Annotated in this window: 22 protein-coding genes; 15 read left to right on the top strand and 7 right to left on the bottom strand. The window is 67.4% G+C overall.

Annotation, left to right across the window (positions count from 1 at the left end; genetic code table 11):
- Positions 1–8 precede the first annotated feature (8 nt).
- Genes HUA78_RS13225 through HUA78_RS13215 form a run of 3 tightly spaced genes read left to right on the top strand, consistent with a single transcriptional unit; the run spans position 9 to position 1,878 of the window.
- Positions 9–749, top strand: coding sequence for a MotA/TolQ/ExbB proton channel family protein (locus HUA78_RS13225; protein ID WP_141648809.1), 741 nt, complete (start codon positions 9–11; stop codon positions 747–749).
- 19 nt (positions 750–768) lie between these two features.
- A complete protein-coding gene (locus HUA78_RS13220) occupies positions 769–1,290 on the top strand; it encodes a biopolymer transporter ExbD (RefSeq protein WP_174476417.1) in 522 nt (173 codons plus the stop codon).
- A gap of 3 nt (positions 1,291–1,293) precedes the next feature.
- Positions 1,294–1,878 carry a biopolymer transporter ExbD gene (locus HUA78_RS13215; protein ID WP_254623699.1) on the top strand — a complete coding sequence of 195 codons (585 nt, stop codon included), beginning with the start codon at positions 1,294–1,296 and terminating at the stop codon, positions 1,876–1,878.
- A gap of 63 nt (positions 1,879–1,941) precedes the next feature.
- Here HUA78_RS13215 and HUA78_RS13210 read toward each other — a convergent pair whose 3' ends face one another.
- Positions 1,942–2,328: a TraR/DksA C4-type zinc finger protein gene (locus tag HUA78_RS13210; protein ID WP_141648807.1), complete on the bottom strand. Its 387-nt coding sequence runs from the start codon at positions 2,326–2,328 to the stop codon at positions 1,942–1,944.
- A gap of 282 nt (positions 2,329–2,610) precedes the next feature.
- Between HUA78_RS13210 and trmFO the strand changes: the two genes are divergently transcribed.
- Both trmFO and HUA78_RS13200 read left to right on the top strand, forming a co-directional pair.
- Positions 2,611–3,987, top strand: coding sequence for a methylenetetrahydrofolate--tRNA-(uracil(54)-C(5))-methyltransferase (FADH(2)-oxidizing) TrmFO (trmFO, locus tag HUA78_RS13205; RefSeq protein ID WP_174462357.1), 1,377 nt, complete (start codon positions 2,611–2,613; stop codon positions 3,985–3,987).
- Positions 3,984–5,651 carry a PD40 domain-containing protein gene (locus HUA78_RS13200; protein WP_174455218.1) on the top strand — a complete coding sequence of 556 codons (1,668 nt, stop codon included), beginning with the start codon at positions 3,984–3,986 and terminating at the stop codon, positions 5,649–5,651. Before trmFO ends, HUA78_RS13200 begins: the two co-directional genes overlap by 4 nt.
- Positions 5,652–5,724: 73 nt before the next feature.
- On the opposite strand, the gene HUA78_RS13195 is transcribed toward HUA78_RS13200, so the two are convergent.
- From HUA78_RS13195 to HUA78_RS13175, 5 genes are all read right to left on the bottom strand, one after another.
- Positions 5,725–6,981, bottom strand: a complete 1,257-nt coding sequence (locus HUA78_RS13195) for a site-specific integrase (RefSeq protein WP_174476416.1) — start codon at positions 6,979–6,981, stop codon at positions 5,725–5,727.
- The gene (locus tag HUA78_RS13190) at positions 6,978–7,199 is read right to left on the bottom strand and encodes a helix-turn-helix domain-containing protein (protein ID WP_141649537.1); all 222 of its coding nucleotides are present in this window, start codon (positions 7,197–7,199) and stop codon (positions 6,978–6,980) included. The genes HUA78_RS13195 and HUA78_RS13190 overlap by 4 nt, the downstream gene beginning before the upstream one ends.
- Positions 7,196–8,653: a DUF5906 domain-containing protein gene (locus HUA78_RS13185; protein WP_141649259.1), complete on the bottom strand. Its 1,458-nt coding sequence runs from the start codon at positions 8,651–8,653 to the stop codon at positions 7,196–7,198. The genes HUA78_RS13190 and HUA78_RS13185 overlap by 4 nt, the downstream gene beginning before the upstream one ends.
- 65 nt (positions 8,654–8,718) lie before the next feature.
- Positions 8,719–9,834: a hypothetical protein gene (locus tag HUA78_RS13180; protein ID WP_141649258.1), complete on the bottom strand. Its 1,116-nt coding sequence runs from the start codon at positions 9,832–9,834 to the stop codon at positions 8,719–8,721.
- Positions 9,835–10,145: 311 nt separating this feature from the next.
- Positions 10,146–10,382 (bottom strand): hypothetical protein, encoded by a 237-nt coding sequence (locus HUA78_RS13175; RefSeq protein ID WP_141649257.1) that lies wholly within the window; start codon positions 10,380–10,382, stop codon positions 10,146–10,148.
- Positions 10,383–10,916: 534 nt separating this feature from the next.
- On the opposite strand from HUA78_RS13175, the gene HUA78_RS13170 reads away from it, so the two are divergent.
- The 6 genes from HUA78_RS13170 to HUA78_RS13145 all read left to right on the top strand — a co-directional run bounded on the left by HUA78_RS13170 (position 10,917) and on the right by HUA78_RS13145 (position 18,629).
- The gene (locus HUA78_RS13170) at positions 10,917–11,837 is read left to right on the top strand and encodes a DUF2381 family protein (protein WP_174476415.1); all 921 of its coding nucleotides are present in this window, start codon (positions 10,917–10,919) and stop codon (positions 11,835–11,837) included.
- An 11-nt stretch (positions 11,838–11,848) separates the two neighbouring features.
- A complete protein-coding gene (locus HUA78_RS13165) occupies positions 11,849–13,681 on the top strand; it encodes a serine/threonine-protein kinase (protein WP_174476414.1) in 1,833 nt (610 codons plus the stop codon).
- Positions 13,682–13,943: 262 nt separating this feature from the next.
- Positions 13,944–15,155 (top strand): protein kinase, encoded by a 1,212-nt coding sequence (locus tag HUA78_RS13160; RefSeq protein ID WP_254623698.1) that lies wholly within the window; start codon positions 13,944–13,946, stop codon positions 15,153–15,155.
- A gap of 120 nt (positions 15,156–15,275) precedes the next feature.
- Positions 15,276–16,625, top strand: coding sequence for a hypothetical protein (locus HUA78_RS13155; RefSeq protein WP_174476412.1), 1,350 nt, complete (start codon positions 15,276–15,278; stop codon positions 16,623–16,625).
- Positions 16,626–16,986: 361 nt separating this feature from the next.
- Positions 16,987–18,162 carry a DUF2380 domain-containing protein gene (locus HUA78_RS13150; protein WP_246137556.1) on the top strand — a complete coding sequence of 392 codons (1,176 nt, stop codon included), beginning with the start codon at positions 16,987–16,989 and terminating at the stop codon, positions 18,160–18,162.
- Positions 18,159–18,629, top strand: a complete 471-nt coding sequence (locus HUA78_RS13145) for an NUDIX hydrolase (protein ID WP_141646348.1) — start codon at positions 18,159–18,161, stop codon at positions 18,627–18,629. Before HUA78_RS13150 ends, HUA78_RS13145 begins: the two co-directional genes overlap by 4 nt.
- A gap of 171 nt (positions 18,630–18,800) precedes the next feature.
- Here the strand turns inward: HUA78_RS13145 and HUA78_RS13140 are convergent, their stop codons facing one another.
- On the bottom strand, positions 18,801–19,109 hold the full coding sequence (locus tag HUA78_RS13140; protein WP_141646349.1) for a hypothetical protein: 309 nt from the start codon (positions 19,107–19,109) through the stop codon (positions 18,801–18,803).
- A 219-nt stretch (positions 19,110–19,328) separates the two neighbouring features.
- Between HUA78_RS13140 and HUA78_RS13135 the strand changes: the two genes are divergently transcribed.
- From HUA78_RS13135 to hslU, 4 genes are all read left to right on the top strand, one after another.
- On the top strand, positions 19,329–21,569 hold the full coding sequence (locus HUA78_RS13135; RefSeq protein ID WP_174476411.1) for a kinesin: 2,241 nt from the start codon (positions 19,329–19,331) through the stop codon (positions 21,567–21,569).
- A 59-nt stretch (positions 21,570–21,628) separates the two neighbouring features.
- Positions 21,629–22,531 carry a tyrosine recombinase XerC gene (locus HUA78_RS13130; RefSeq protein WP_141646351.1) on the top strand — a complete coding sequence of 301 codons (903 nt, stop codon included), beginning with the start codon at positions 21,629–21,631 and terminating at the stop codon, positions 22,529–22,531.
- Between the two features lie 101 nt (positions 22,532–22,632).
- Positions 22,633–23,160, top strand: coding sequence for an ATP-dependent protease subunit HslV (gene hslV, locus HUA78_RS13125; RefSeq protein WP_141646352.1), 528 nt, complete (start codon positions 22,633–22,635; stop codon positions 23,158–23,160).
- Positions 23,161–23,169: 9 nt separating this feature from the next.
- On the top strand, positions 23,170–24,576 hold the full coding sequence (gene hslU, locus HUA78_RS13120) for an ATP-dependent protease ATPase subunit HslU (RefSeq protein ID WP_174462359.1): 1,407 nt from the start codon (positions 23,170–23,172) through the stop codon (positions 24,574–24,576).
- Positions 24,577–24,630 lie beyond the last annotated feature (54 nt).

Raw genomic sequence — 24,630 nt, 5'->3', positions numbered from 1 at the left:
CCCGACCAATGATTTCCTCGGTGGTCAGCGAGCTGCTGGTCAACGCGAGCCTCGCGGCCGCGGACGCCGGAAAGCTCGGCGTCACGGACTCCGTCATCAAGTTCTTCAAGGATGGCGGTCCGTTCATGTTCGTGAACCTGTTCTGGCTGGCGTGCGCGCTGGCGGTGGCGTTGGAGCGCATCGTCACGCTGGTGTTCCGCTACAACCTGAACCCGGCGCCCTTCATGGAGCAGATCTCCAAGCTGGTGCGCGGCGGCAACCTGGACCGCGCGGTGAAGGTGTGCGGCATGGCGCCGACCGCGCCCCTGGCCAAGGTCATCCGCGCGGGGCTGGTGCACGCGAACCGGGGTGAAATCGAGGTGGCCAAGGCGGTGGAAGAGGCCCTCATCGAGCACAGCCCGCACGTGTCCAAGCGCATCCCCTGGCTGTGGTCCCTGGCGAACATCGCCACGCTGGTGGGCCTGGTCGGCACCATCTTCGGTCTCATCGGCACCTTCCAGGCGCTGGGCGACGTGCCGGCGGACCAGAAGCAGCGGCTGTTGTCGGACGGCATCTCCAAGGCGATGAACAACACCGCCTTCGCGCTCTCCATCGCGGTGGTCTGCATCATCTTCCACCTGTTCCTCACGTCGTACGCGAAGAGCATGGTGGAGAGCCTGGAGCTCAACGCGCTGAAGCTGGAGAACCTCCTGTCGCGTCGCGGCAGCGTGGACCCGGCGGCCACGGAGCTCGAAGCCCGCGCGTCGTAGGGCGGGGCGAGCGCGCGCCATGGCGTTCCACTACTCCCGCCGCAAGCTGAAGGTCCGCGAGGAAGAAGAGTCGGGCGAGCTGAACGTCGTCCCGTACCTCGACATCCTCATGAACCTCATCATCTTCATGCTGCTGTCGATCACGGGGCTGACCTCGTTCGGCATCCTCAACGTGAGCGCGCCAGGCTACGGCGCGCCGTCCACGGCGATGACGCCTGAGTCGCCGAGCGACGAGCCGAAGCTCACGCTGTCCGTGCTCATCTCCCGCAGGGGCCACTTCGTCAGCAGTGAGAACGCCATCCTCGGAGAAGGCGGCGCGCCCACGGTGCCGACGACCGCCGACGGCGTCTACGACTACGCCGCGCTCAACGCGTGGATGGTGAAGATAAAGACCGAGTTTCCCAAGGAGACGAAGGTCATCGTCGGCGCGGACGCGGATGTGCCCTACGACGTGCTCATCCAGACGATGGATGCGTTGCGCGAGGAGCAGGGTCCCCAGCGCCGGTTGCTGTTCCCCGATGTCACCCTGGCGGGGACCTGAGCCATGTCCTCCGAACCCATGTCGCACGCGCCTGATGCCGTCGACGAGGAGGCCCTGGCGCGGCTGCGCTTCCGCCGGGCGCTGTCTCGCAAGAAGCGCAAGGAGCGCGACGCGGCGGGAGAAATCAAGGAGCTGAACATCACCGCGATGATGGACATGATGACCATCCTCCTGGTGTTCCTGCTCAAGTCCTTCGCGTCGTCCTCCGCCGCGGTGACGGCCTCCGAGGACGTCCGGCCGCCCATCTCCACCACGCGCGCCACGCCGCAGGACACCATCGCCGTCACCATCACCGCCAAGAGCCTGCTGGTGGGGGAGCGGGAGGTGCTGCGGCTGCAGAACGGTCAGCTCCCCGCCGAGGCACTCCAGGGCCGGCTGGTGCTCCCGCTCGACGCCCGGTTCAAGAAGGAAGTGGAGAAGCTGAAGTACATCGCCGAGCGCAACCCTCAGGCGCCCTTCAGCAAGGAGCTGTCGGTCATCGCGGACCGCAAGGTCCCCTACGATTTGCTCCTCAGTGTGCTCTACACGGCGGGGCAGAACGAGCTGGAGAACTACCGCTTCGTCGTCCTCAAGAAAGAGGGCGACTGAAGAACGAGTGGCGCTCCCCGGCGGAACCAGGGAGCGCCCGCCTGTCACGTCACCAGCGCGGGGCTACAGCGACGGCGTCGCGTAGTGCCCGCCGCGTGTGTCCTGCTCGTGCTGCTCGGCGTCCTCCGCGCAGCGGATGGCGAAGGGCAGGGCTTCCAGGCGGTCCATGGAGATCTCCTGGCCGCAGTCCACGCACTCGCCGAAGACGCCCGTGTCCATGCGCAGCAGCGCGGCGTCGATGAGCATGACCTCGCGGCGCTGGGCCTCCATCAGACTGGACAGGGTGTAGTCCGCCAGCTCCGACTGGGCGTTCTCCTCGTACTCGGGATCCCGCTCCTGCTCCTTGAGCGCGGTCAGCTCGCGGTGCGTGCCGCTGCTGGTGGTGAGGATTTCCCGCCTGCGGCGCTGAAGAATCTCGCGAACCTTCAGCAAATCTTGGGCTCGGCTCATGGTGGCCTCGTTTCCGTGTTGCTGTCTTCGAGTGCGTTGTGCGCTCGCTCGGAAGAACGCTGCCTCGAGCGATGAACGCGAGAAACGTAGGGGTGCAACCCAGGTGGGGAAACCGCGCCTTCCAACCAGGGGCGAAGGTGGCTCGGGGGGCAGGCGGCCGGACGTGGGGCCCTGGACAAGACGCCGGGTTGACGCCCATGGCTTCGCGAGTGGGACAGGGCGTGCCAGTCCTGCTAACTGTTCGCTGACGGGCTGGCGCTCGGCGCTACCGGGAGGAACAGGATGGCGGACGTGAAGCAGCAGCGGGTGACGGTGATTGGCGGCGGCCTGGCCGGTACGGAGTGCGCATACCAGCTCGCCCGCCGGGGCGTGCCGGTGGTGCTGCGCGAAATGAAGCCCCACAAGCGTTCTCCGGCGCACAAGTCGGATCAGCTCGCGGAGCTGGTGTGCAGCAACTCGCTGCGCTCGGACAACCCGGAGAGCGCCATTGGCCTGCTGCACGCGGAGCTGCGCTCGCTGGGCTCTCTGATTCTGAGCAGCGCGGATGCCCACCGGGTACCCGCCGGAGACGCGCTGGCGGTGGAGCGCGAGGGCTTCTCCAAGGCCATCACCGAGTCGCTGCTACGCCAGGCGGGCGTGGAACTGGTTGCCGGTGAGGTGGAGACGCTGCCAGAGGAGGGCCCCGTCGTCGTGGCCACCGGGCCGCTGACCTCGGATGCCCTCACTCGCGAGCTGGAGCGGCACGTGGGGCAGAAGCTGTATTTCTACGACTCCATCGCCCCCATCCTCTCCGGAGACTCCATCGACCTGACGGTGGCCTTCCGACAGAGTCGCTACGGCAAGGGCGGCGGCGACGACTACCTGAACCTGCCGATGAACCGCGAGGAGTACTACCGCTTCATCGCGGAGTTGAAGGCGGGGCAGAAGGTGGTGCCGCACAGTTTCGAGGAACCGAAGTACTTCGAAGGCTGTCTGCCCATCGAGGTCATGGCGGAACGCGGCGACGACACCCTGGCCTATGGGCCGATGAAGCCGGTGGGACTCCGGGACCCTCGCACGGGCCAGGAGCCGCACGCGGTGGTGCAGTTGCGCATGGAGGACCGCGCCGGCACGTCCTGGAACATGGTGGGCTTCCAGACGCGCCTGACGTGGGGCGAGCAGAAGCGCATCTTCGTCTCCTGCATCCCCGGCCTCCAGAACGCGGAGTTCCTCCGGATGGGGCAGATCCACCGCAACACCTTCATCGACTCGCCCCGGCTGCTGTCGGCTGACTTGTCCCTGAAGACCGAGCCCCGGGTGTTCTTCGCGGGGCAGGTGTCCGGCGTGGAGGGGTACGTGGAGAGCGCGGCGTGTGGCTACCTGGTGGCGCTGGCGCTGCACGCGCGCCTGAGCGGGAAGGAGTGGGTGCCGCCCCCGGCGACGACGGCGCTGGGCTCGCTGTTCCGTCATGTGACGGGCGAAGCGCACCCGCCGGACTACCCGCATCAGCCCTCCAACATCATCTATGGCCTCTTCCCGCCGCTGACCGGGCGGATGAAGAAGGCGGACAAGCGGGCGGCGTACTCGGCCCGCGCGAAGCAGGACCTGGCGGCGTGGCTGCCGCACGCGGGTGTCCCCTCGTCGGGCACCCCGGAGCTTGAGGAGCAGAGGAGCGCATGATGCGGCCGAGGCTGGGACGACTTCTGGGCGCGGGCCTGATGGCCTCGCTCATGGTGGCGGGCACGGGGTGCAAGAAGGGCGAGGACAGCGGGGCGAAGGGGAATGCCCCCGCCGCGACGGCCTCGGGTGGCTCCGCGCCTCCGAGCCGCGCGTCCGCGCCGAGCAGCTCCGGACGTGGCGCGCCCGCTGGAGCAGGGCAGGGCCTGCTGCTGGCGGCGGGCCGCGCGGCGGACCTGCGGCTGACGTCGGACGGACGCTTCGCCACGTACCTGTTGAACGGGCAGAAGCCCCGGCTGGACGGCGTGCCTCCGCAGATGTTGCTCGGGGAGCTGTTCGTGGTGGCCGTGGAGGGGGGCGAGCCGCGCAAGCTGGGCGACAGCGTGACGAACGTGCCGGGCGGGCTGCTGTTCTCGGCGGACTCGAAGCACGCGCTGTACCTCACCGGCTACAACCCGGCCTCGCAGTCCGGCTCGCTCAACGTGGCGGTGCTGGATGACGCGAAGGCGGAGCCGACGGTGCTGGGCACGGCGGTCAGCTACATGCTGCCGTCGCCGGACGGGACGAAGCTGGCCTTCGTGGACGGCGGCAAGCTGAAGCTGGGCCCGCTGCCCTCGGGGCCGTTCGTCGACGTGGCGGCCGAGGTGAGCACCGCGCAGTTCACCTCCGACAGCAAGACGCTGCTGCTCAAGCGGCGGCTGTCCGCCGCGGGTGGCCTCGCGGCGGTGTCGGTGGAGAAGCCCGAGGAGGCGCCGCGCAAGCTCGCGGACCAGGTGGGTGACTACGCCGTGTCTCCGGATGGTCAGCGCGTGGCCTTCCAGGTGCGCAGTGAGTCCGTGCGCGGGCTCTACGACTTGTACCTGGCGGAGCTGCCGGCGCAGAAGCCGAAGCGGCTGGCCGTGGCGGCGCAGGCCTTCGGGTTCTCTCCGGATGGCAAGTGGCTGGCGCGCTCGGAGAACGGCAAGCCGGACGTGCCGGGTGACTTGTACGTGGGCCCTGCCTCCGGCGGGCCGGGCCGCAAGGTGGGCGAGCGCGTGGAGATCTTCTCCTTCTCCCCGGACTCGCAGGCCGTGGGCTTCCTGGACAGGTACGACGTGACGGCGCGCGCGGGCTTGATGGCCGTGGCCTCGCTGCCGGATGGCGCGCCCAAGCGGGTGGGGGACCGTGTGCCCAACTTCGTCTGGGGCTCGGACGCGCGCTACGTGGCCTTCCTTTCGCGCTTCCTCAAGCCGGAGTACTCCGTGGACCTGATGCTCTATCCCCTGGGCGCGGAGAAGGCGGAGAAGGTGCACCGGGGCGTCTTCGGCTACGGCTTCATGCCGGGCAACGGGCAGGTGGTGTTCCGCGCCAACTGCATCCGCAACGGACGCGCGTGTGACTTCAAGGCGCTCGAGCTGCCCCAGAAGGCGGACCCGCAGACGTGGCTCCAGGGCATCTTCAGCTACAAGCTCTCCGCGGATGGTCAGCGCGTGCTGGCGACGTCGGCGCGGATGGACTCGGACACGTACGACATCGCCGTGTACGACGCGAAGACGCAGGCGCGAAAGCCGTTGGACCAGGGCGTCCAGGTGCCGGTGTACTTCGGCGGCAAGGATGACTCGCGCGCCGTGTACATCATCTCCCAGGGGCCGAAGGCCGGCGTCTACAGCGTGTCGGCCCTCCCGTAGTCGCGCGTCGCGTGGGGTTCACCGGAGCGTGAGTTGGAAGCTCACGCCTCTCCGTCCCGAACCTCCAGGGTTTTCAGTGGTTTGCCGAACCGCTGAGAGCCGCCGCGTTCGGCGTGTGCCCCCTATGTGCCCCTTCGGTGGCGATACCCGAAACGGCAAGAGTCAGAGGGCTCGGCTGGTCAAGCTGCTGCACCGCGCTCGCTCGTGTCTCCGGCGATAGATGGGCGTAGCGCATCGTCTCTGCGATGTCGGCATGCCCCATCAGTTCCTGGATGACCTTCATCGGCACTCCCCGCATGGCGAGGTGGCTTCCGTAGGTGTGTCGCAGGTCGTGCCAGCCGATGATTCCCACCTCGCGAGTGATGCCCGCTCGACGGAGCGAGCGTTCGAGTGGGGAGACCATCTTGCCGGATGTGAGCGGTTGGCCATCTTCCTGGCAGAACACATAAGGCCCGCGCAGGTGTCGATGCGTCCTGAGTGCGTCTACCACCGACGCGGGGAGGTCCACTGTTCGCTCACGCCCGCTCTTGGGCAAGCCTGTCACCCCTCGCCAGATGGAGCGTTTGACTTGCAGTTTGCTTCCCTTCAAGTCCAAGTCGTTCCACTGGAGACCAATCAACTCGCCCTGTCGAAGCCCTGCCTTGATGGCGACGAGAAGTAGGGGCCTCCACTCGGGCTCGGACGTTTCGATGAGGTGCTCCGCTTCCGCAAAGCCAAGGAAGTCGAAAGAGGGCTTCTGCGTCTTGAGCCCCTTGACGTGGGGGACGTGCGGGACAACGCCTTGCTCTTGCGCCAAGGCCAGCAGCTTGTGGAGCACCTTGAGTGTGTCGTTGATGTACTTGGCGGACAGAGGCTCTGGACTCGGCACATTGCGCGCGTTGAGGGCAGGCCGCACCGGGGTGTCCTGCCTGACGCGTGAGCGAGACGGCTTCGTTCGCATCAGTGCTTTGAAGTCCTCGATTTCTGCCGGGCCGATGGCATCCAGCGCCATCTTTCCGAAGAACGGGAGGACGTGGTCCCTTAGAATCTGCTTCTTGGTGACGACAGTGGAGTGCTTGTTGTTGTTCTCGCTGTAGGTGAGGAAGCGCGGAGTGAACCCCTCCAACGTGGGGATGCGCTTCTCCGGTGTCTTCTCCTTCCCGAAGGTGCCGCTGAGGAGTGCGTGGCGTAGCTCCCGCTCGTACTGCTCGGCACCCCGGCGCGTGTTCACCGGGGACACCTTGCGGATGCGCTCGACTCGCCCATCCGGATGCTGGAGCTTCACGTCCACAACCCACGCCTCCTGCAACTTGTCCTTCGTGTCCGTCCACTTCCGCAGTCTGACGCTCATCGGTTTTCTCCGAGCGCAGGACCGCTGTTACCCGGCTGCCACTCTACCAGGGCACTTCGACGAATGCGGAGGACTCTTCCGAGGCGGACGATGTCGGGCACCTGCCCGAGCCGGATGGCCTCATAGAGCGTCTTCCGGTTCACGCGCAGGAGCTTGGCGGCTTCTTTCACGGTGAGGAACTCGGGCCCGTGCGAGCCCTGGGGCGGGCATGTACTCATGGGGTGTTCTCAGTAGGGGGACTCAGATGCGGCGTGACGGGATGCGCACTGACGGGGCATGGCGCGGGCGGGGTGCGCAACGGGCTGAAGGGAACAACGTTCGCGGCGTCCGTCGCTGGTGCGTCGCTACGTGTCGCGTGCCACGGCGGGAGCCAACCCCGACTCTTGCTGTCTCGCTGCTCAACCCAGCCCGCTGACTTCAACGCGACCAGGAAAGTTCGTTTCTGAGGTGGGTGCCGCTGCCCGATGGACTTGCAGAACCCGACCACGGCAATGAAGAGGGCGTCGTTTACGAACGCTTGCGTCTTGCCGACCCGGGGACCCGGAGGGGAGTGCCAGATTGCGTTGCCACGAGGTTCGTAAGACGCCCAATCGTAGAGCTGGCGGTCCGGGTCGGCGCTCTCGCTGAGTTCGCGGAGGAATTGCTCCGTCACAGGCTCGCTGAGTTGCTGGAGTTCATCGCGGGAGGCGTTCGTGTGCGGTCTTCGGACTCGCTTCATGTCCACGACGTAGGTGCCCATCTCATAGGCGAAGGCTGCTACCTGCCGCATGAACTCCGGTGTGAAGGCGTCATCAGCGCCCTGCGCATGGAGCGCCTCCAAGAAATCCCGGTGGGTCATCCCCAGGTCGGGGTGTTGGTACTCGGCGGGCTTCGTCTTGTTGTGGAAGACCGTCCAGCGCCGGTCACTCTCCTCAAGCTCGATGGGCTTGGAGCGGTTGGTCGCCGCGATGAGCGCGACGCGGTTGACCGCTGGGGTGCGGCCAACGCCCTTGCTCTCCAGGAACACCTCGCCATCGGTGATGGTCGCCTTGAGCCCGTCGCCCAGCGCCCCACCGCGCTTGTGGTTGTCGAGCAGTTCGTTGGCGAAGACCAACAGCTTCGTGGCGAAGTGGTGGTTGTAGGGCTTGGCGAGGTCCGCCTCCCCAATCTGGACGCAGTTCGAGGGGCCGAGCACGTGAGCCAGGATGCGATAGAGCACGTTCTTCCCGGTGCCCGGGGGGCCTTGAAGCAGGACTGCGGTTCCCGGCTTGGAGCCCGGGTTCTGGACCTTGAACGCAATCCAGTTCAGGAGCCAGTCGAGCCCAGCTTCATCCTCCGCGAGCCAGAGGAGGACCCGCCGCACATCAGGCCACTCGCCCGGCGCAGGAGTGAGCGTCGGCGCTTCCCATGTATTGACCGCGTACATGTCGTCCTCGCGTACCAACAGCTCCGGTGCGTTGGGGCGGCATTCGAGCCCCATCACTCCGACGCACAGCTTCGGCACGTTGGGTGATGCAGCCAGGGGGCTGGCGCCGCGCGGCCATGTGGCGCGAGAGGACAGGAGTTCGCGCAGCATCAGGTAATCCTCGGCGGCCTTCTGGGTGAGAAGGTCTGAGTTGAAAGCCCGTCCACCCGGGCGGCGCGTGAGGTAGCGCTCCAGCGGGACGACCTTCACGAGAGGGAGCTTGGCCACCTCGGCAAGAGCCGCTTCATAGTCGGTGGCAGGCGCAACCTCGTTTTCATTGGGGCAGTTCGGAGTCACGGGGTGCTCCCACGTCGGTGGTTGGAGGTGGCCACGAGCATGACGGTGCGACGCCATGCGGCTTCTTCCGCTTCTCGGTTGGCCTTCCGCTGAAGGTCCCACTGCTGGAGCTTGGCGCGTGCTCCGTCCAACCCTCGAAGCGCCTCGCCCCAGACATCGCGGGAGGGCTCCAGGCTGGCGAGTGCGTCAAGCGAGCGCTGGGCGATGGCCAGAAGACTCTCCGAGCTTTCATCGGGCGCGGCAACTCGGGCCAGCATCTCCGTCAGCCTGTTGATGCCAAGGTGGCGCTGCCCATCGAGAATGAGGACTTCGCCTGCGTCCATCTGCGCGATGGCCTGGCAGTAGTCCTTACGCCTGAAGCGGCGCAGTCGTTTCCGAATGGCCTGGAGGTCCACGGGCACGGCTCCGGTGACATGCTGCTCGCTAGGGCGCTCGACGTAGCGCGCGAAGGGCTGACGCAGCAGGGGCCCAAACAGCGCCTCCACGTCGAGCGGTTGACCTTGGTGATGCTCGGGGGCGGGGCGCGGGGTTGCGTTCGACGGGTTCCAGCTCGGGAGGTAGTAGAGCCGCGCCACATCCTTGCAGGCTGGATCCGCCTTCAACGCGGCTGTGGCCTGAGAGGCGAGCCCCAGGGAGTCCATGAGGCGCGGCCAGAGGCTATCGGCCCACCTACTGGGCGAGCCAACAGCGACGGGCTCACTGAACGGCAGGACGACGCGGTAGCGGATGGGCTTGGTGGGCTGCCCGTACGAGTGGGTCGGGTACGCAACGAACCAGAGGCCACGCTGGCGCAGGCCCGCGAGCCACGAATCCAGCGCGGACTGTTCCTCGCAATCGAAGTCCACGACGGCCAAGGTGACGTGCGAGAAGTTCGCATTGCGCCTGTATGGGGTGGGCGTGGGGTCGCCGCCCTTGCCTTCGTAGAGGCCATCAGCGCGAGGGGGGCAGGGCCGCGCGGGGATGATCGCGTGACCGTTCTTCTCCGCGCGAAGCATCGGGTCCGTGGCGTCCTCGAAGAACTCCGACATGAGGTCATCGATGGACGAGAACTCCAGGATGGAGAGTTGGTCCGGGGTGAAGCGCGAGGGTGTGATGCAGAGAGTCCAGGTCATGGGGTGCGGGGGTGAGGGGTTGGATGGAGGCACGGCCACGGCGCGGCGTTGCACAGGCGCGGCGACGCTGGAGGGCTTCGCGGCTGACCGAAGCGGGCGATGAAGCTGGGGCGCTGCCGTGACGGAATGACGGACGCGTGTTTGGCCCGTCACAGCTCCGTCATGGCTATTTCTCCTCTGAAAGTGACCCTCTTCATGACGGAATGACGGAGTCCTCTCACTCCTAAGAAGAAGAGAGAGAAGGGAGAGGAGAGACCACTGTCCGTCAGTCATTCCGTCATGACCGCGACGGGGCTGGGGACAGCGCGCGTTCATTGGCCCCTCGCGGCAAGGCTGTAGGCCCGGGGCACTGCACCACGAGCGCCGGGCGTGTACCGTGCGGACTCGCGCAGGACGCCCGTCAGAACGAGCGCCGCGAGGCAACGGCGGATGGCCTGCTCTCCCGCTCCGAGCGCGCCGCACAGCTCCTTCACGGTGAGCCCTTGGGGAGCGGCGTTGGTGAGCGCGGCAATGACGTGGGGGCGGTACTGCTCAACCTGTTCAAGCATGCGTTGTTCTCCTTCAACTCTCTTTATGGGGACGCTTTCCGCGACTGGCTCCGCTGGGCCTTCGCTGGCCGCGTTTGACGGTGTGCTGTCTCCCCGTAAATGCGTGCGGTTTCCGCGAGTGGCTCACGCGACGAATTTCCTGGGCCTTTTCCTGGCCACGTCTGTCCGTGGCTTGCCCTCGGTAAATGGGTGCGGATTCCGGGAGTGGTTCAGGGCAGGCCCCCCCGGTTCGGATTTCCGGAGCGAGGTCCCTTCACGCCTTGCTTGGCGGTGGTACACGCCGAGAAAACTCCCTGGAAAACCGTGAGGCCCCCAGCTCGATGTGTTCAGCGTGGCGCACTGGTTCGCGAAGTTCCTGAACACATGCCGCGTGAGGCCGAGCGCTCCGAGCGGCGCCGGGAGTTTTAAGGGGCGCGGGCGGCAGATCTTGATGGAAACCGGCGTCCCTCCCCCGCGTCAGGACAAACAGAGAACCGCTGGAAGTCGTGTGCTTCCTGGTACGGTTCCGCCATGTCCCTTGGAGGTCGCCCGCGCGTGTTCCCGTCACTTGCCCGGCTTGCCCTGCCCCTCGTGCTCCTCGTGGGGCTCTCGGCCACGGCGGAGGCCCAGGAGTCCCTACGCGGGCGAGAGATGAAGCGGCGGCGGGTGTCGCTCACGGTGTCCACCGCCGACAAGCCGGTGGAGCTGCACGTCGCTTCGGACTACCTCACCGCGTTGGAGTTCGACTCCCCTGTAGACCGTGATGCGGTGATGGCCGGGGGCGCTGGAAGCCGGTTCGCGCTTTTCGAGGTCACAGCACGGGCCATCTTCCTCAAGCCCGCGATGGATCTGGGGCCCGGACGAAGCGTGGAGCTGACCGTCACTTTCGCGGATGGCGCCGCACCTGCCCGCGTCGTGTTCTCGCTCGTCACGCACCCTGCCGAGGTGGACGCGCAGGTGATGGTGTCGCGCCTGCCTCGCGCCGCAGAAGCGATTCAGGCCGAGCTGGACGAGGTCCGCGTCGCCTGTGCGGCCAAGGATGCCGAGTTGGAAGCGCTCCGTGCCCGAAGCGTGGCGAGCGGCCCGGCTGGGATGATTTTCGCGGGCCTCCTGGACAAACTGGGCGTCAAGGCTGGTGAGCCGGAGAGGCTGCTGTCCCAGGGGAGGGGAGACGTGGTCTCTCGGGATGTCGTGACGTACCGCGCAAGTGGGTGGGGAGCTGTTGCCCTCCGAGTCCGCAACACTGGCGCTCAACCCTGGAGGCCTGTGGAGGCGCGGCTCTCCGTGGTCGCGAGCGGCGAGCGCGTCAACGTGCTCGCGGTGCGCATGAGGGAGCCTCGGATTGAACCGGGTGAGGTGGCCCTCGTAGTGGTGGAGACTGGGGCGCCCAACTGGTCGGAAGGTGCGGCCCTCCGGTTGGAACTTCGCGACAATGAGGGCGGGCGTAGTCTTCTTATTCCCCGCATCTCGTTCTAGAACCGCCTTCCATGTTGATAGGGCTGAGCCCGGCGCACCTGCAACCCGGGCAGACAGTGGACGGCTGGCGCGTCGTGAAACCGCTGGGCGCGGGGAGCTTCGGCGCCGTCTACCTCGTGGAGAAGGAAGGCCACCGCTTCGCGATGAAGATGGCCATGCACCGCGCCAGTAGCGGGGACGCTGAGCAGGCCGACGCGCGGCTATTGCGTGAGATGGTGTGCCTGTCCCAGGTGAGCGGACACTCCAACGTCGTGGAGGTTCACGCACACGGACGCTGGCAGCACCCAACCCAGGGGTGGCTCTACGTCGTCCTCGACTACGTGGAGGGCTATACGCTGGGGGAGTGGGTGGAGAAGACGCACCCCACGGCGCATGAGGTGGCCCGGGTGTTCGGCAAGCTCGCGGGGGCTTTGGCCCACCTCCATGTGCGCGGCGTCTTTCACCGCGACTTGAAGTTGGGGAACATCCTCGTGCGCGCTTCGGATGGGGAGCCCTTCGTCCTGGACTTCAGCGTGGGGGACTACACGCTTGCTCCAGAGCTGACGGACACGCCCTTGCCCCCCGGCACCCGGCGCTACCGTTCTCCCGAGGCGGCGCGCTTCCTCCGCGAGCATGGGCACGAGCACGGCGCGCGCTACGAATTCAAGGCGACCGACGACGTGTACGCGCTGGGCGTCTGCCTCTATGACTTGCTGACAAATCCCCAGCCCGAGAGCGAGGCGCCGCGCACCCTGGTGGGCGCCCAGTGGCCTCCCCCAGCACCGCACGCGTTGAATCCGCGAGTGCCCGACTCACTGAGCGCGGCTGCGATGCACTTCATTGACCGGCAGACCGAGAAGCGCGCCCCCACGGCGGAAGTCATGCGGCGCGAGTTGGAGGCGTTGCTGTCGGAAGAGGGCGAGGCGTGGAGGGTGCCGATTCATGTCCCTAGGCCCCAGCTCCCGCTTGCGTCCGAGGCACCCCACAACGACGTTCCCCAGGAAGTGGCCCCGGCCCCGGTGCCGAAGCAATCCCGAGGGCGACGCGTAGCGGGGGCCGTGGCCGCCCTGGGGCTCGTTGTGGCCTCGCTGGCGGGCTACATGGCCCTGCGCCTTGCCGCGAACGCGGAGAGGCCCAGCGCGCCCCTCACGGCCTCCACGGTGCGGGATGCTGGCCCTGCTGCCTCACCGCCCCCTGCCGTGCCCCCCACCCCCATGGCGTCGTCCCCTGGGGTAGCGTTGCCCCCTCCTGCACCTGCCGAGAAAGAAAGCTCTCCTGTGAAGCGCGCTCCCTTTCCGATGCCCCCTCCCGCCGAGTCCACCTCCAGGAAGCCGAAGACCCTGGCCTCCCGTCCGAGCTGGCCTCCGTCACCGTGGGCTGGGTTCCTCAAGACGTGCGCGGGTGCTTCTGCTGCCGCTGCGCTCTCTCTTGGGTGCCCAGGTGCCCAGGTCCGGCCCGAGCCGGGCGACTGCCCCTCCGAGGCACGCGACTTCATGTTCAATCGGGACCAGAAACGGGGACTGCGTTTGAGGCCGGGGTATTCAGTGATGCTGACATTGGACATCCGCCAGCCTGGGGACATAGGCGAAGCGGGTTCCTATGCTGACGGCCCTGTCACTGGGGTAGTGAACATCAGCGACGTGCGTGGCCTGCCAGAAGGCACGCGGCTCTCGGGCTACCTATGGACCGGAGGGGAGGTCCTCGTAGGGCGCTACACAGAGGCTCACCTGCTTGATGGCCGCACCGTGCCGGTGTGCATCGTCCTGGGAAAGCGGGGGTACGTTGAAAAGGAGGACTGGTCCAAGCCAGGAGCTGCGGTGGTGGGGCGAAGTCTTCCGGCCTATCCCGTCGATCGCTGGCCCTAGTTTCCCTCTGAGGGCGTAAAGGGGCTTTGCAGAATGGGTCCTTTCTTGTTCACTCGGGGTGAATGATAATTCCATCTTTTTAGACCTGTCAGGTCGTTCAGGTCTGGAAGGGCTGGCAGTACCTTGAGTCTGCCTTTGCGCGAATCCCTCTCGCGCGGGCACTCGGAGCTTCCCGCCCATGTTCAATCCGTCTGACTCTCGGCCTGCCGGGAGCGTTGTCCTATTCACGAACGGCGACACCTCTTACGAGTTCTTCAGGGACTTGGGAGAAGGCCGCGTCGGTGAGCGAATCCTCCTCGCGCAGACCCGCACGCCCAAGGGCCTCGGGGAATGCGTGGTGCTCAAGTGCCTGCCGTTGCCGAAAGCGGCGGACGTGACGGAGAAGTTCCTTCGCACCCGAGCCCGTCTGGAAGAAGAGGTCCGGTTGGCGCAGTACCTTCGTCACCCCCGAATCGCCCGCGTCCATGGCCTCTTTGAAATCGAGCATGGCCTGTGCGTGGCGATGGAGAACGCCGAAGGGCTCTCGCTCAACACGCTGTTGGCCGTTGCCCAGGCGCGCGGTCGCTACTTCTCCGAGGCGTTCATCCTCTACGTGGGCGCGGAGGTCGCTGCTGCGCTGTCCTACGCTCACACATGCACGGATGACGCGGGCTTCCCGCTTGGCATCGTCAACCGCGACGTGAACCCCGCCCGCATCCGGCTGGGGCCGCATGGCGAGGTGAGGCTGACGGATTTTGGCGTGGCCCTCTCGCGCCTCACCGGGCGGCTGGCCACCTCCCTGCCGCGCCCCCAAGGTGAAGTCCTCTACTCGGCTCCCGAGATGCTGTTGGGCGAAGTGGTGGACGCGCGCGCGGACCTGTTCTCCCTGGGGCTGACGCTGCTGGAGTTCGCCACGGGGCGCCACCTCTACGACCCAGGGCACGTCCGCATTGAAGAGGTGGAGGCGCGGTTGTCGAAAGAGGCGCGACAACAGGCGCTCGCGGCCTCGGTGGCGTCCATGGTGACGGAGCTGCCAGCATTCGCGGAGGACGCTATCTGGTGCGCCATGGCCTATCACCCCCGGGACGTAGAGCACGCGGCGCAAGGGCTCTCGGTTCCGCTCCGGGACATTCTCCACACGGTGCTGCGGCGCAACCCCTCCGAGCGCTTCGCCACGGCTGCCGAGTTGGAGCTTGTCCTGCGCTCACAGTTGGCGCGGCTGGGCGGGTACACGCGCGAGGAGGCATTGCAGGAGGCCCAGCATGCGCTCGGGGAGGCCAGCGAAGGACTCTGGGACTTCGAGTTGCCGAGCGACGAAGGCGGCATCACGCCCCCTGTCACTGAGGTGTGGAGTCGCTCCGAGCCCACGACGGATTCAGCCTCACCCCGGGGCGCGCGGCGAGCGTCGTTTGACTCGCGCAACCCGGATGATGTGCCCACGGAGCCCGGTGCCGGTCCGCGCCGCCGCACGTTGACGAAGCAGCCGACCGCGTAGCTGAGGCACCTCTTCCCCTCACCACCGCTGATTCACCACCGGCATGGCGCGAGCCGCTCAAGCCGACCGGGAGACGTGTGTTCTTCGTGCCTCATTCCGGGGCACGCACAGGAGACGTGTATGCACAGGAAGCGAAGCTGTCTGGCCGCGCTGCTGCTGTTGCTTCTGTCCAGGACGGGATGGGCTTCGGAGCCTCCCGCCCCCGAGGAAGAAGCACCCACCTCCCCGCCGACCCCCCCCGCGCGCAAGTGGCACTACCTGACGCGCGTGGAAGCCACGACGCTGGCGTTCCTGCCTCGCGGTGGCGTGGGGAAAGAAGAGGGCTACTTGCAGGTGGAGCCCACGTTCATCCTCGATGGTGGCCGCGATTTCGGCGTCAACGTGGGCGCTCCCGTGCGCTTCCGCATGTGGGGCGGTGGTGACGGCGCGGCCTTCGTGCGTCGCGAGGATTGGGACACGCTCTCGGACTGGGGGCAACTCGTTCGCGGCCTCAAGTTCGGCTCCGAGTACACGCCCTTGGGGGTGTGGGTCGGCGCCTTGGAGGAACACAGCCTCCTCTCCGGGCATCTGGTCCGCCGCTACTCCAACCGCACGAACCCGGACTACCACCCGGCCGGGGGCGTCCTCACAGGCAAGCTGGGCCCGCTCTACACAGAAGCCTTCACCTCGGACGTGCTGGGCGCGCGGGTGATGGGGGCGGAGCTGTCCCTGGACTTGGAGCACGTCATCTTCGGTAAGCCCCAATACGCGGGGCGGTACACGCTGGCGCTGTCGGGAGTGCATGACTGGGGGCGAGCCGGGGGCCGCGCTCCCTCCGTGACGCTGGCGCACCTGGACATCACGACCGGTGTCCTGATTCGGCCCGACTACGAAGCCCATGTGATTGTCGGGGTGGGAGGCCGTCCTGGTGCGGATGGCGCGTGGGGCGCTGTCGTGGGCGCTGGGCTCGACCTGGGGAGAGAGAAGCTCCGTTTGCGGCTCCGGTTGGAGGGGCGGCGGCAGCACGGCGGCTTCCGGCAAGGCTTCTTCGGGCCGGACTACGAGTTGGCGCGCTTCCAGGGAGCGGGGCCTGACGGCGGGCCTCTCGCGGAGGCGACCTTTCCGGATGGCTACTCGGCCTTCACCGAAGCGGAAGTGGACTGGGATGCAGCCGGTCTCGGTGGTCACTCCAGGCACTTCACGCTGACGCTCGGCGCGGAAGCTTTCTCGTGGGGGCGCTTCGATGTCGACGGGCGCGTGGCCATGCAGCTCTTCTCGCGCAGCCTGGAGGTGGCCTTGAAGGGGCTCGCAGTGGGCGCTGGCAAGCCGGGAGCGCGCTACCTCGGGGCGACGGAGGTCCGCTGGAGGTTCCTTGGCGGCAAGCTCTACGCGATGGGGACAGGGGGCACGCTGCTGTTCCCCACGAAGGAAGGGACGCTACGCCCGGGGGCGTTCGCCTCGGTGGGCATGGGGGTGGACAATGCGCGCTGACGCCCTGTTCTTGGCCGTGTTGCTGCTGTCGCTGTCCTCGGGAGTCGCCTCAGGGGTTCAGTCCCCTGGGAGAGGTGGAGCGCTGAGCGAGGCGCCTCGTGTGACCCCGCTTCCCTCGCGGAGAGATGCGCCGAGCGACACGTCCGCACGCGGTCCGGTTGACCTCCCGTCCTCCTTCGCTGGACCCGCTGAGGAACAACGGCGGTGGCGACAGGGGACTCCACGAACAGCCGTGACGCTCGCTGGACCTGGCACCGTATCTGGAGCTATCGGAGGCAGGGGCCCGCAAGCCGTCTCGGCGCGGCAATCCCTCCTCGACTCCCTCGCTGAGGTGAAAGGCTCGATGAAGGGGGCCGAAGCCATGCTCTCCAAACTCGCGGAGCGCGCTCCCGTGTTCAGTGGCAGGGCTCTCAGTGGGGGAGCGTTCACGCGCTATCTCGACCACGGCACCAATGAAGTGGCGTGGGTTCGCGGCGCCCTCGGAAGCGCGACGATGCTGGCGGGGGGCGCGTCGGAGTTGGGGGACTCGGAGATGGATCTTGCCGTCCTGCGCATGGCGGGCCCACGGCTCCAGTCCGCGATGTTCGGTGCCCTGCTGTTCGCCACCTGGGTGGACTTCCTCCAGCTCTCCGACGTCCTGCTGCGCGAGTGCCCGATGTGCGGCGACGAGAAGTTGTTCCTGGACCTCCACCGCGTTCAGGGCTTGATGGAGCCCACGCTGGCGGACCTCGCCTCTCGTGACCCCGAGCGCGTCGAGGCGGCGACCCTCGCGATGCCCGAACTGATGGGGGAGCTGACGCACGAGTTCAACATGATGCTTGCGGATGCCAAGACCGCCATGGAGGAAGGCGGCAAGGTCATGGTAGCGGTGCAGGTGTTGGAGATGCTCGCCATGGTTTCCACGCTGAAGATGGGGATGCCCAGGCTTCCACCGTCCGCCCCCGCGACGCTCGGCGTGGGACTCGTCATGAGTTCAGGCGGCGTCATGGCCGGCTCGAGGCTCGTCGTCTCCGCTGAGTGGGTGGAGATGATGCGCAGGCTCGTCCAGGCGGGCGTCCTCTCCGTTCCCGTGGTGAGCGCGGCCATCCGCATCCACGGTGGTCAGGTCATGATGGCGCAAGCTCACCAGGACCTGCCCGAGGGCGTGCGAGAAGCGCTGGGCGACAGTCCCGAGGTGCGCGGCATGCAGGTGACAGATAGAGCTGGAGCGGGCATGTCCGAGGCACCGAAGCACCACGTCATGCCGAAGGAGCACCGCGAGTGGTTCGAGGCGCGCGGTTTCAAGGGCGACATGGACATTGACCAGTTCTGTGTCCGACTGGAGCTGGCCCACCACGAAGCGATTCACGGAGGTGGCAACTGGAAGCTGGGGCGCACATGGCCCGGTGAGTGGAACCGGATGATCATGCAGACTCTGATGGATGCCGAGGTTGAGGCCGGACGGCTGTTGACGCGGAATCAGGTCCTGGACATCGTCGCGGAACGCATGAAGACCTACCGCGTCCCGATCACATTCACGAAAGGGAGAAGCCGATGACCGATGGACGTTCGTGGCAGGGGAGCTGGAAGGCCCGCCTGTATGAGCGCGTCCGCGAACGCGGCTACGACTCACTCACGGCTTTTGCCGAGGCCCGTCCCACCGCGTCGTTGGTGGCACTGGCAGAGGAACTTGGTCCGGACGACGTTGCAGGAGTTCAGGTGTACGATGGGTTGGTTGCCGAGGCGGTGCGAAGCAAGCAAGTGACCCGCTTGGTGCGTGGGCAGCTCGTGCGCGAGCTATGGGGTAGCCTCCCTGACGGTTGGCCCGCCGTGTTGGATGACGACAACCGCTTCAAGGTCGCCAAGGCTCTTGGCCTCTGGTCCGGCATCGTCCCAGACACCCACAGGGAGCGGGTGCGACTAGCAAGGGAGGTGCTGCGCGCCAATCCGCCGCCCGCTGGCTGGCGCCCGCTCGGACCCGACGACGAGCTTCTCCGGATGCTCCTGCCGGACGACGAAGCTTGAACGGAGCTGGTAGCCCTGCGAGTCAGTGACGGAGCCGCCATGTGTCCCCAGTGTGCCCCTCCAGCGTGGAACGGGGCGGCACACTGGGGGACAGGCTGGGACGGGGCGGGAAGACTGACCCGAGGAGAATCAAGGCGATAGCGGGTAACAGCGCGTCCTGCTTGGGGTTTTCTACCGCCCAGAAGTGAGTTGGAAGCTCACGCCTCCGGGCCCGACGCTGAAGCCCGCGTGGGGGCCGAAGAGGAGCAGGGAGAACAGGGCCATGCCCAGGCACATGAGGGCGACCTTTCGACCCGTGCGCAGGGAGTGGAAGAACGTCGTCTCGTAGTTGGCTCCCACGAAGCGCAGCGCGAAGAGCAGGCCAACGGGCAGCAGCGGCGTCTCGTTCACCGTGAACCAGAGGGTGGAGAGCGCGAGCAGTTGGTAGTAGCGCTTGCGGCTCAGGTGGAAGCGGTCGTCGTATTCGGCGGCGGCGTGCATGGGCTGCCTTTCTTTCGTGCGAGGCCAGGTGTGCCGCCGCGTCGATTGCAGGGGGCTCGCCACTCGCAGGCGCACGTCGTTCCGGTGGCTTGGAACGCGCCGTCGTCCGGGTGATGGGACACCCGGTCCGACGTGACAGCCGAGCGGCTGGCCTCATGGAGAGACGCTGCTTCGGAGCCGTGCGAGGTGACGTCGGGTGTGCTTAGGTCCGCCGCCTGTATGACTTCGACTCCGCTCACCTATCGCCGCTATGGCGGCTCGCTTCAGGTCGACATTCCTTCCTTCGATGTGCTCGTGGAGGCCGCGCGCATTCCCGAGACGCAGTGGATCGCCACGGCGTGTCCGCTGGAGGGGCTGAGCTGCGACCCGGCCTTCCTCAAGTTCCTGGACACGGACGGCAATGCGCGCGTCCGCGTGGCGGAGGTGCGCGCCGCGGTGGCCTGGGCCGCGAAGCACTTGAAGGACCGGCGCGGCGCGGACGCGAACAGTGATGTGCTGGACTTGAACGCGCTGTCCTCGGACGCGGCCTCGCTGCGGACCGCGGCGGAGATGATTCTGCGCACGGTGGGCGCGCCAGACATGGGGCGCATCTCGCTTGGCCAGGTGCGAGCGAGCGACCTGGAGCTGCGCAAGTCGGGGCAGAACGGTGATGGCATCATCGCCCCGGAGCGCCTGCCGGAGTCCCTGCGCCCGCTCGCGAAGGACGTCATGGCGTCCTTCCCCGAGTTGAAGAACCGCTCGGGCGAGGCGGGCGTGGACCGGCCGATGCTGCAGCGCTTCCGCGAGGCTCGCGAGGCGCTGCTGGCCCATCTGGGCAAGCGTGGCGACGTCTTCGTGTGGGGCGACGAGAGCGAGTCGCGCGCGCGACGCATCCGCGAGGTGGCGCCGCTGCTGGACACGTACTTCCTCCAGTGCCGCCTGGTGGCGGTGCAGCCGGAGGCCGCGGCCAACTTGAGGCTGCGCGCGGAGCGGGTGGAGAGCTCGCTGGGTGACTCGGCCGCGCTGGGCAAGGCGGCGGGGGATCTGCCCATCGCGGTGCCGGAAGCCTCGGGCGTGCTGGAGTGGGCGCGGCTCTTGCGTGGCCCCTCGTATGAGCAGCTGCAGTCGTTCCGTCGCGACGTCGCCGCGCCGGTGACGGGAGACTCGGAGGGCCTGTCGGACACGGCGTGGCGCGAGCTGGTGGCGAAGGCGGACGCCGTGCTCGCATGGTTCACCCAGCGCGAGGCGAACCCGGTGCACAAGCTGGCCGACTCGCTGCCCACCGTGTCGCTCACGGACCTGGACGCCATCGACGCGGCCAGTCAGGCGGACCTCTCGCTGGCGCCCACGCTGGCCGCCATCGTCGAGCTGGAGCGACTGGTGCTCTACCAGCGCTGGCTGCTGGTGTTCGCCAACAACTTCATCAGCATGCCCAACCTCTATCTCCCCAAGGCGCCCGCGCTGATGGAGAAGGGGACGCTCATCCTCGGCGGACGCAAGTACACGCTGTCGGTGCTCGCGAAGAACCGCGCGGAGCACGCGGCGCTCACGAGCCAGGGCACCACGTGCATCCTCTACGTGCTGGTGGCGCCCAAGGACGGCACGCCCGGCTACGAGGTGGCGGTGCCCGTCACACGCGGCCGGAGCACGGACCTCGTCGTGGGCAAGCGCGGCGTCTTCTACGACGTGGATGGCCAGGAGCACGACGCCACGGTGACGCATGTCGTCCGCCAGCCCGTGTCGCTGTGGGAGTCGATGACCATGCCCTTCACTCGCATGGCCTCGTTCATCACCGGCAAGATTGAAGGGCTCGCGTCGGCGGGGGAGAAGACCTTCGACGCCACGCTGGAGCAGGGGTATTCGCAGACCGTGGCGGCGGCGCCTGCTCCCGTCGCGGCTCCGGCGGCGGCTCCGGCCCCATCTCCCGGTGGGCTCGCGGGAGTCATCGCGGCGGGCAGCATCGCGGCGGCGGCGTTGGGCTCGTCCTTCGCGTTCATCGTCACGCAGGTGAAGTCGCTGACGATGGTGGACGTCATCACCGCGGCGTCCCTCATCGCCATCGTCGTCATGGCGCCCGCGGGCCTGCTCGGCTGGCTGAAGCTGCGGCGCCGCAATCTGGCGCTGCTCCTGGAGGGCTCCGGCTGGGCGCTCAATGACCGCCTCATGTTGACACATGGACTGTCCACGCTCGTGACCCGGCGTCCAAGGCTGCCCCGGGGAGCGCGCGTGGACCGACGGGACATGGTCCGCCCGGCGATGCTCGCCCAGCAGGACGAGGATGGCGAGACGGAGGGGCTGTCCGGCTGGGCTCGGTTCGGGCTCGGGGCGCTCATTTTCTTCGTGCTGCTCTGGCAGGTGCGCAACCCCATCCTCACGTGGATGTGTGAGAAGGCGTGGCTGTCGGACGCCACGTGTGTCGCGCTGCTGCCCGCGCCGACGCCCGTGGTTCCAGTCGTTGCCCCCGCCGTGCCGACGAAGTAGGGGTTTCGCGGGGCCCGGAATCTTGCGAGCCTCTCCGGGCCCCCTACGCTGGCCTCGCCATGACGACCCTCTCGCCGCTGCTGGAGAAGTTCCGCGTCCACCTGGAGGACGAGAAGGGGTCGTCACCGCACACGGTGCGCAACTACCTGGTCGACCTGGTGGACTACGAGCGCTACCTCGTCGAGCGGATGAAGCTCTCGCTCCTGGCCGGCTCCCACGCCGCCATTCGCGGCTACCTGGGCACGCTGAGCGTGGACCATGCCCCCGCGAGCCGCGCCCGTCGGCTCGCGTCCATCAAGTCCTTCTACAAGTACCTGGTGCGGCAGAAGCTCCTGCCCGCGAGCCCCGCGAAGCTGGTGAAGAGCCCCAAGTTGCCCAAGGCGTTGCCCAAGGTCCTGCCGGTGGAGGAGGTCTTCGCGCTCCTGGACGTGCATGACTTGAAGACGGTGCTCGGGCTGCGCGACAAGGCCATCCTGGAGCTGCTCTACGGCGGCGGGCTTCGCATCAGCGAGCTGTGTGACTTGGACCTGCTCGCCGTGGACCGGAGCGGGCGCATCGTCCGGGTCATGGGCAAGGGCAGCAAGGAGCGCCTCGTCCCCGTCAACGCGCAGGCCATCCGCTCGCTGGAGGCATACCTCGCCCGGCGCGGGGAGCTGCTGGCGGAGCCGAAACCCAGCCAGGCGCCAGAGGCCATCTTCCTCAACTTCCGTGGGGGACGGCTGACGCCTCGGAGCATCCGCCGACACCTGGACGCGCACGTGCTGAAGTGCGCGCTGGCGCGCAAGGTGAGTCCACACGCGCTGCGTCACTCCTTCGCCACGCACCTGCTCGGAGGGGGCGCGGACATCCGCAGCATCCAGGAGCTGCTGGGCCACGCGAGTCTGTCCACCACGCAGCGGTATACCCACGTCAGCTGGGAGCAGCTCCAGCAGGTCTACGACGCGGCCCATCCCCGGGCGTGAGGGTGCGCCTCGCCGCTCCCTGGCGCGAGGAAACGGTGCGGGAGCGGACAGGCAGGCGGTGTTCCTTGGAAACGCGGGGCGCGGCTTGTTAAACCCGCTCCATGTTCCACGGAACCACCATCCTCTGTGTGCGGCGTGACGGGAAGGTCGCCATCGCCAGCGACGGGCAGGTCTCCCTCGACAAGACGGTGATGAAGAACACGGCGAAGAAGGTTCGCAAGCTGGGCGAGGGCCAGGTGCTCGCCGGCTTCGCGGGCAGCACCGCCGATGCCTTCACCCTCTTCGAGCGCTTCGAGGGCAAGCTCAAGGAGCACCAGAAGAACATGGCGCGCGCCTGCGTGGAGCTGGGCAAGGACTGGCGCACCGACAGGTTCCTTCGTCGGCTGGAGGCGCTGCTCGTCGTCGCGGACAAGGACAAGACGTTCATCCTCTCCGGGGCGGGTGACGTGATTGAGCCGGACTACGGCATCGCCGCGGTGGGCAGCGGAGGCCCGTATGCGCTCGCCGCCGCGCGCGCGCTCATGGCGCACACGCAGATGCCCGCGCGGGACGTGGCGCGGGAGTCGCTCTCCATCGCCGGCGAAATCGACATCTACACCAACGCCAACATCTCCCTCGAAGAGCTCTAGGAGCCCCCCGTGGCCGAATCGCGAAAGCCGTCCGCCTTCACGCCTCGCGAGGTGGTGAGCGAGCTGGACCGTTACATCGTCGGGCAGAACGCCGCCAAGCGCGCGGTGGCCATCGCCCTGCGCAACCGGTGGCGCCGTCAGCAGGTCAATGACGACCTGCGCGACGAAATCCATCCGAAGAACATCATCATGATTGGACCCACCGGCGTGGGGAAGACGGAGATTGCCCGCCGGCTGGCGAAGCTCGCGCAGGCGCCCTTCGTGAAGGTGGAGGCCTCCAAGTTCACCGAGGTCGGCTACGTGGGCCGCGACGTGGAGTCGATGATTCGCGACCTCGTCGAGAACGCCATCTCCCTGGTGCGCGAGGAGGAGACGGAGAAGGTCCGCCCCCGCGCCGAGGAGCTGGCCGAGGACCGGCTGATGGAGCTGCTCCACAGTGGCGGCTCCCGTCCTCCTCCGCCCCCGCCGCCGCCCTTCGGCTTCTCGCCGCCTCCGCCGCCTCCTCCCGCGCCACAGCGCCTGGGAGACACCGAGCGGGAGAAGCTCCGCGCCCAGCTGCGCGCGGGAACGCTCGATGACCAGTTCGTGGACGTGGAGACGAGCGACAGCGGGCAGACGTTCATGCGCGGCTTCTCCGGCCAGGGCATGGAGGAGATTGGCGTCAACCTGCAGGACCTCTTCAAGAACATGCCGGGCATGAGCAAGACGCGCCGACGTCGCGTGCGCGTGCCGGAGGCGCTCCAACTGCTGCGTCAGGAAGAGGCCCAGAAGCTGGTGGACCCGGACCGCGTGCAGCGCGAGGCCGTGGTGCGCGCCGAGTCGAGCGGCATCGTCTTCATCGACGAAATCGACAAGATCGCCAGCCGCGAGGGCGCCAAGGGCAGCAGCGGCCCGGACGTCTCGCGCGAGGGTGTGCAGCGAGACATCCTCCCCATCGTCGAGGGCTCCACTGTCAACACCAAGTACGGCATGGTGAAGACGGACCACATGCTCTTCATCGCGGCGGGCGCGTTCCACGTCTCCAAGCCCAGCGACCTGATTCCCGAGCTGCAGGGGCGCTTCCCCATCCGCGTGGAGCTGGAGGCGCTCTCCGGTGACGACCTCATCCGCATCCTCCGCGAGCCGAAGAACTCCCTCCTGCGCCAGTACACCGCGCTCCTCCACACCGAGGGTGTGCGCCTGTCCTTCACCGACGACGCGGTGACGGAGCTGGCGCGCATCGCCCAGCAGGCGAACGAGCGCACGCAGAACATCGGTGCTCGCCGCCTGCACACCGTGCTGGAGCGACTGCTCGACGAGGTGTCCTTCTCCGCCAGTGAGCTGGGGCCCCGCGACTTCCAGGTGGACGGCAATTATGTGCGTGAGCGCCTGAGTTCCATCGTCCAGGACGAGGACCTGTCGCGCTACATCCTCTAGCGCGGTATATGGCGCGCTCGCAGCCGTTCCCCCACCACCAAGGAAGGTAGACAC

The organism is Myxococcus sp. CA033, from assembly GCF_013336625.1.
GTDB lineage: Bacteria > Myxococcota > Myxococcia > Myxococcales > Myxococcaceae > Myxococcus > Myxococcus llanfairpwllgwyngyllgogerychwyrndrobwllllantysiliogogogochensis.
This window is presented reverse-complemented; position numbering and strand designations above follow the sequence as displayed.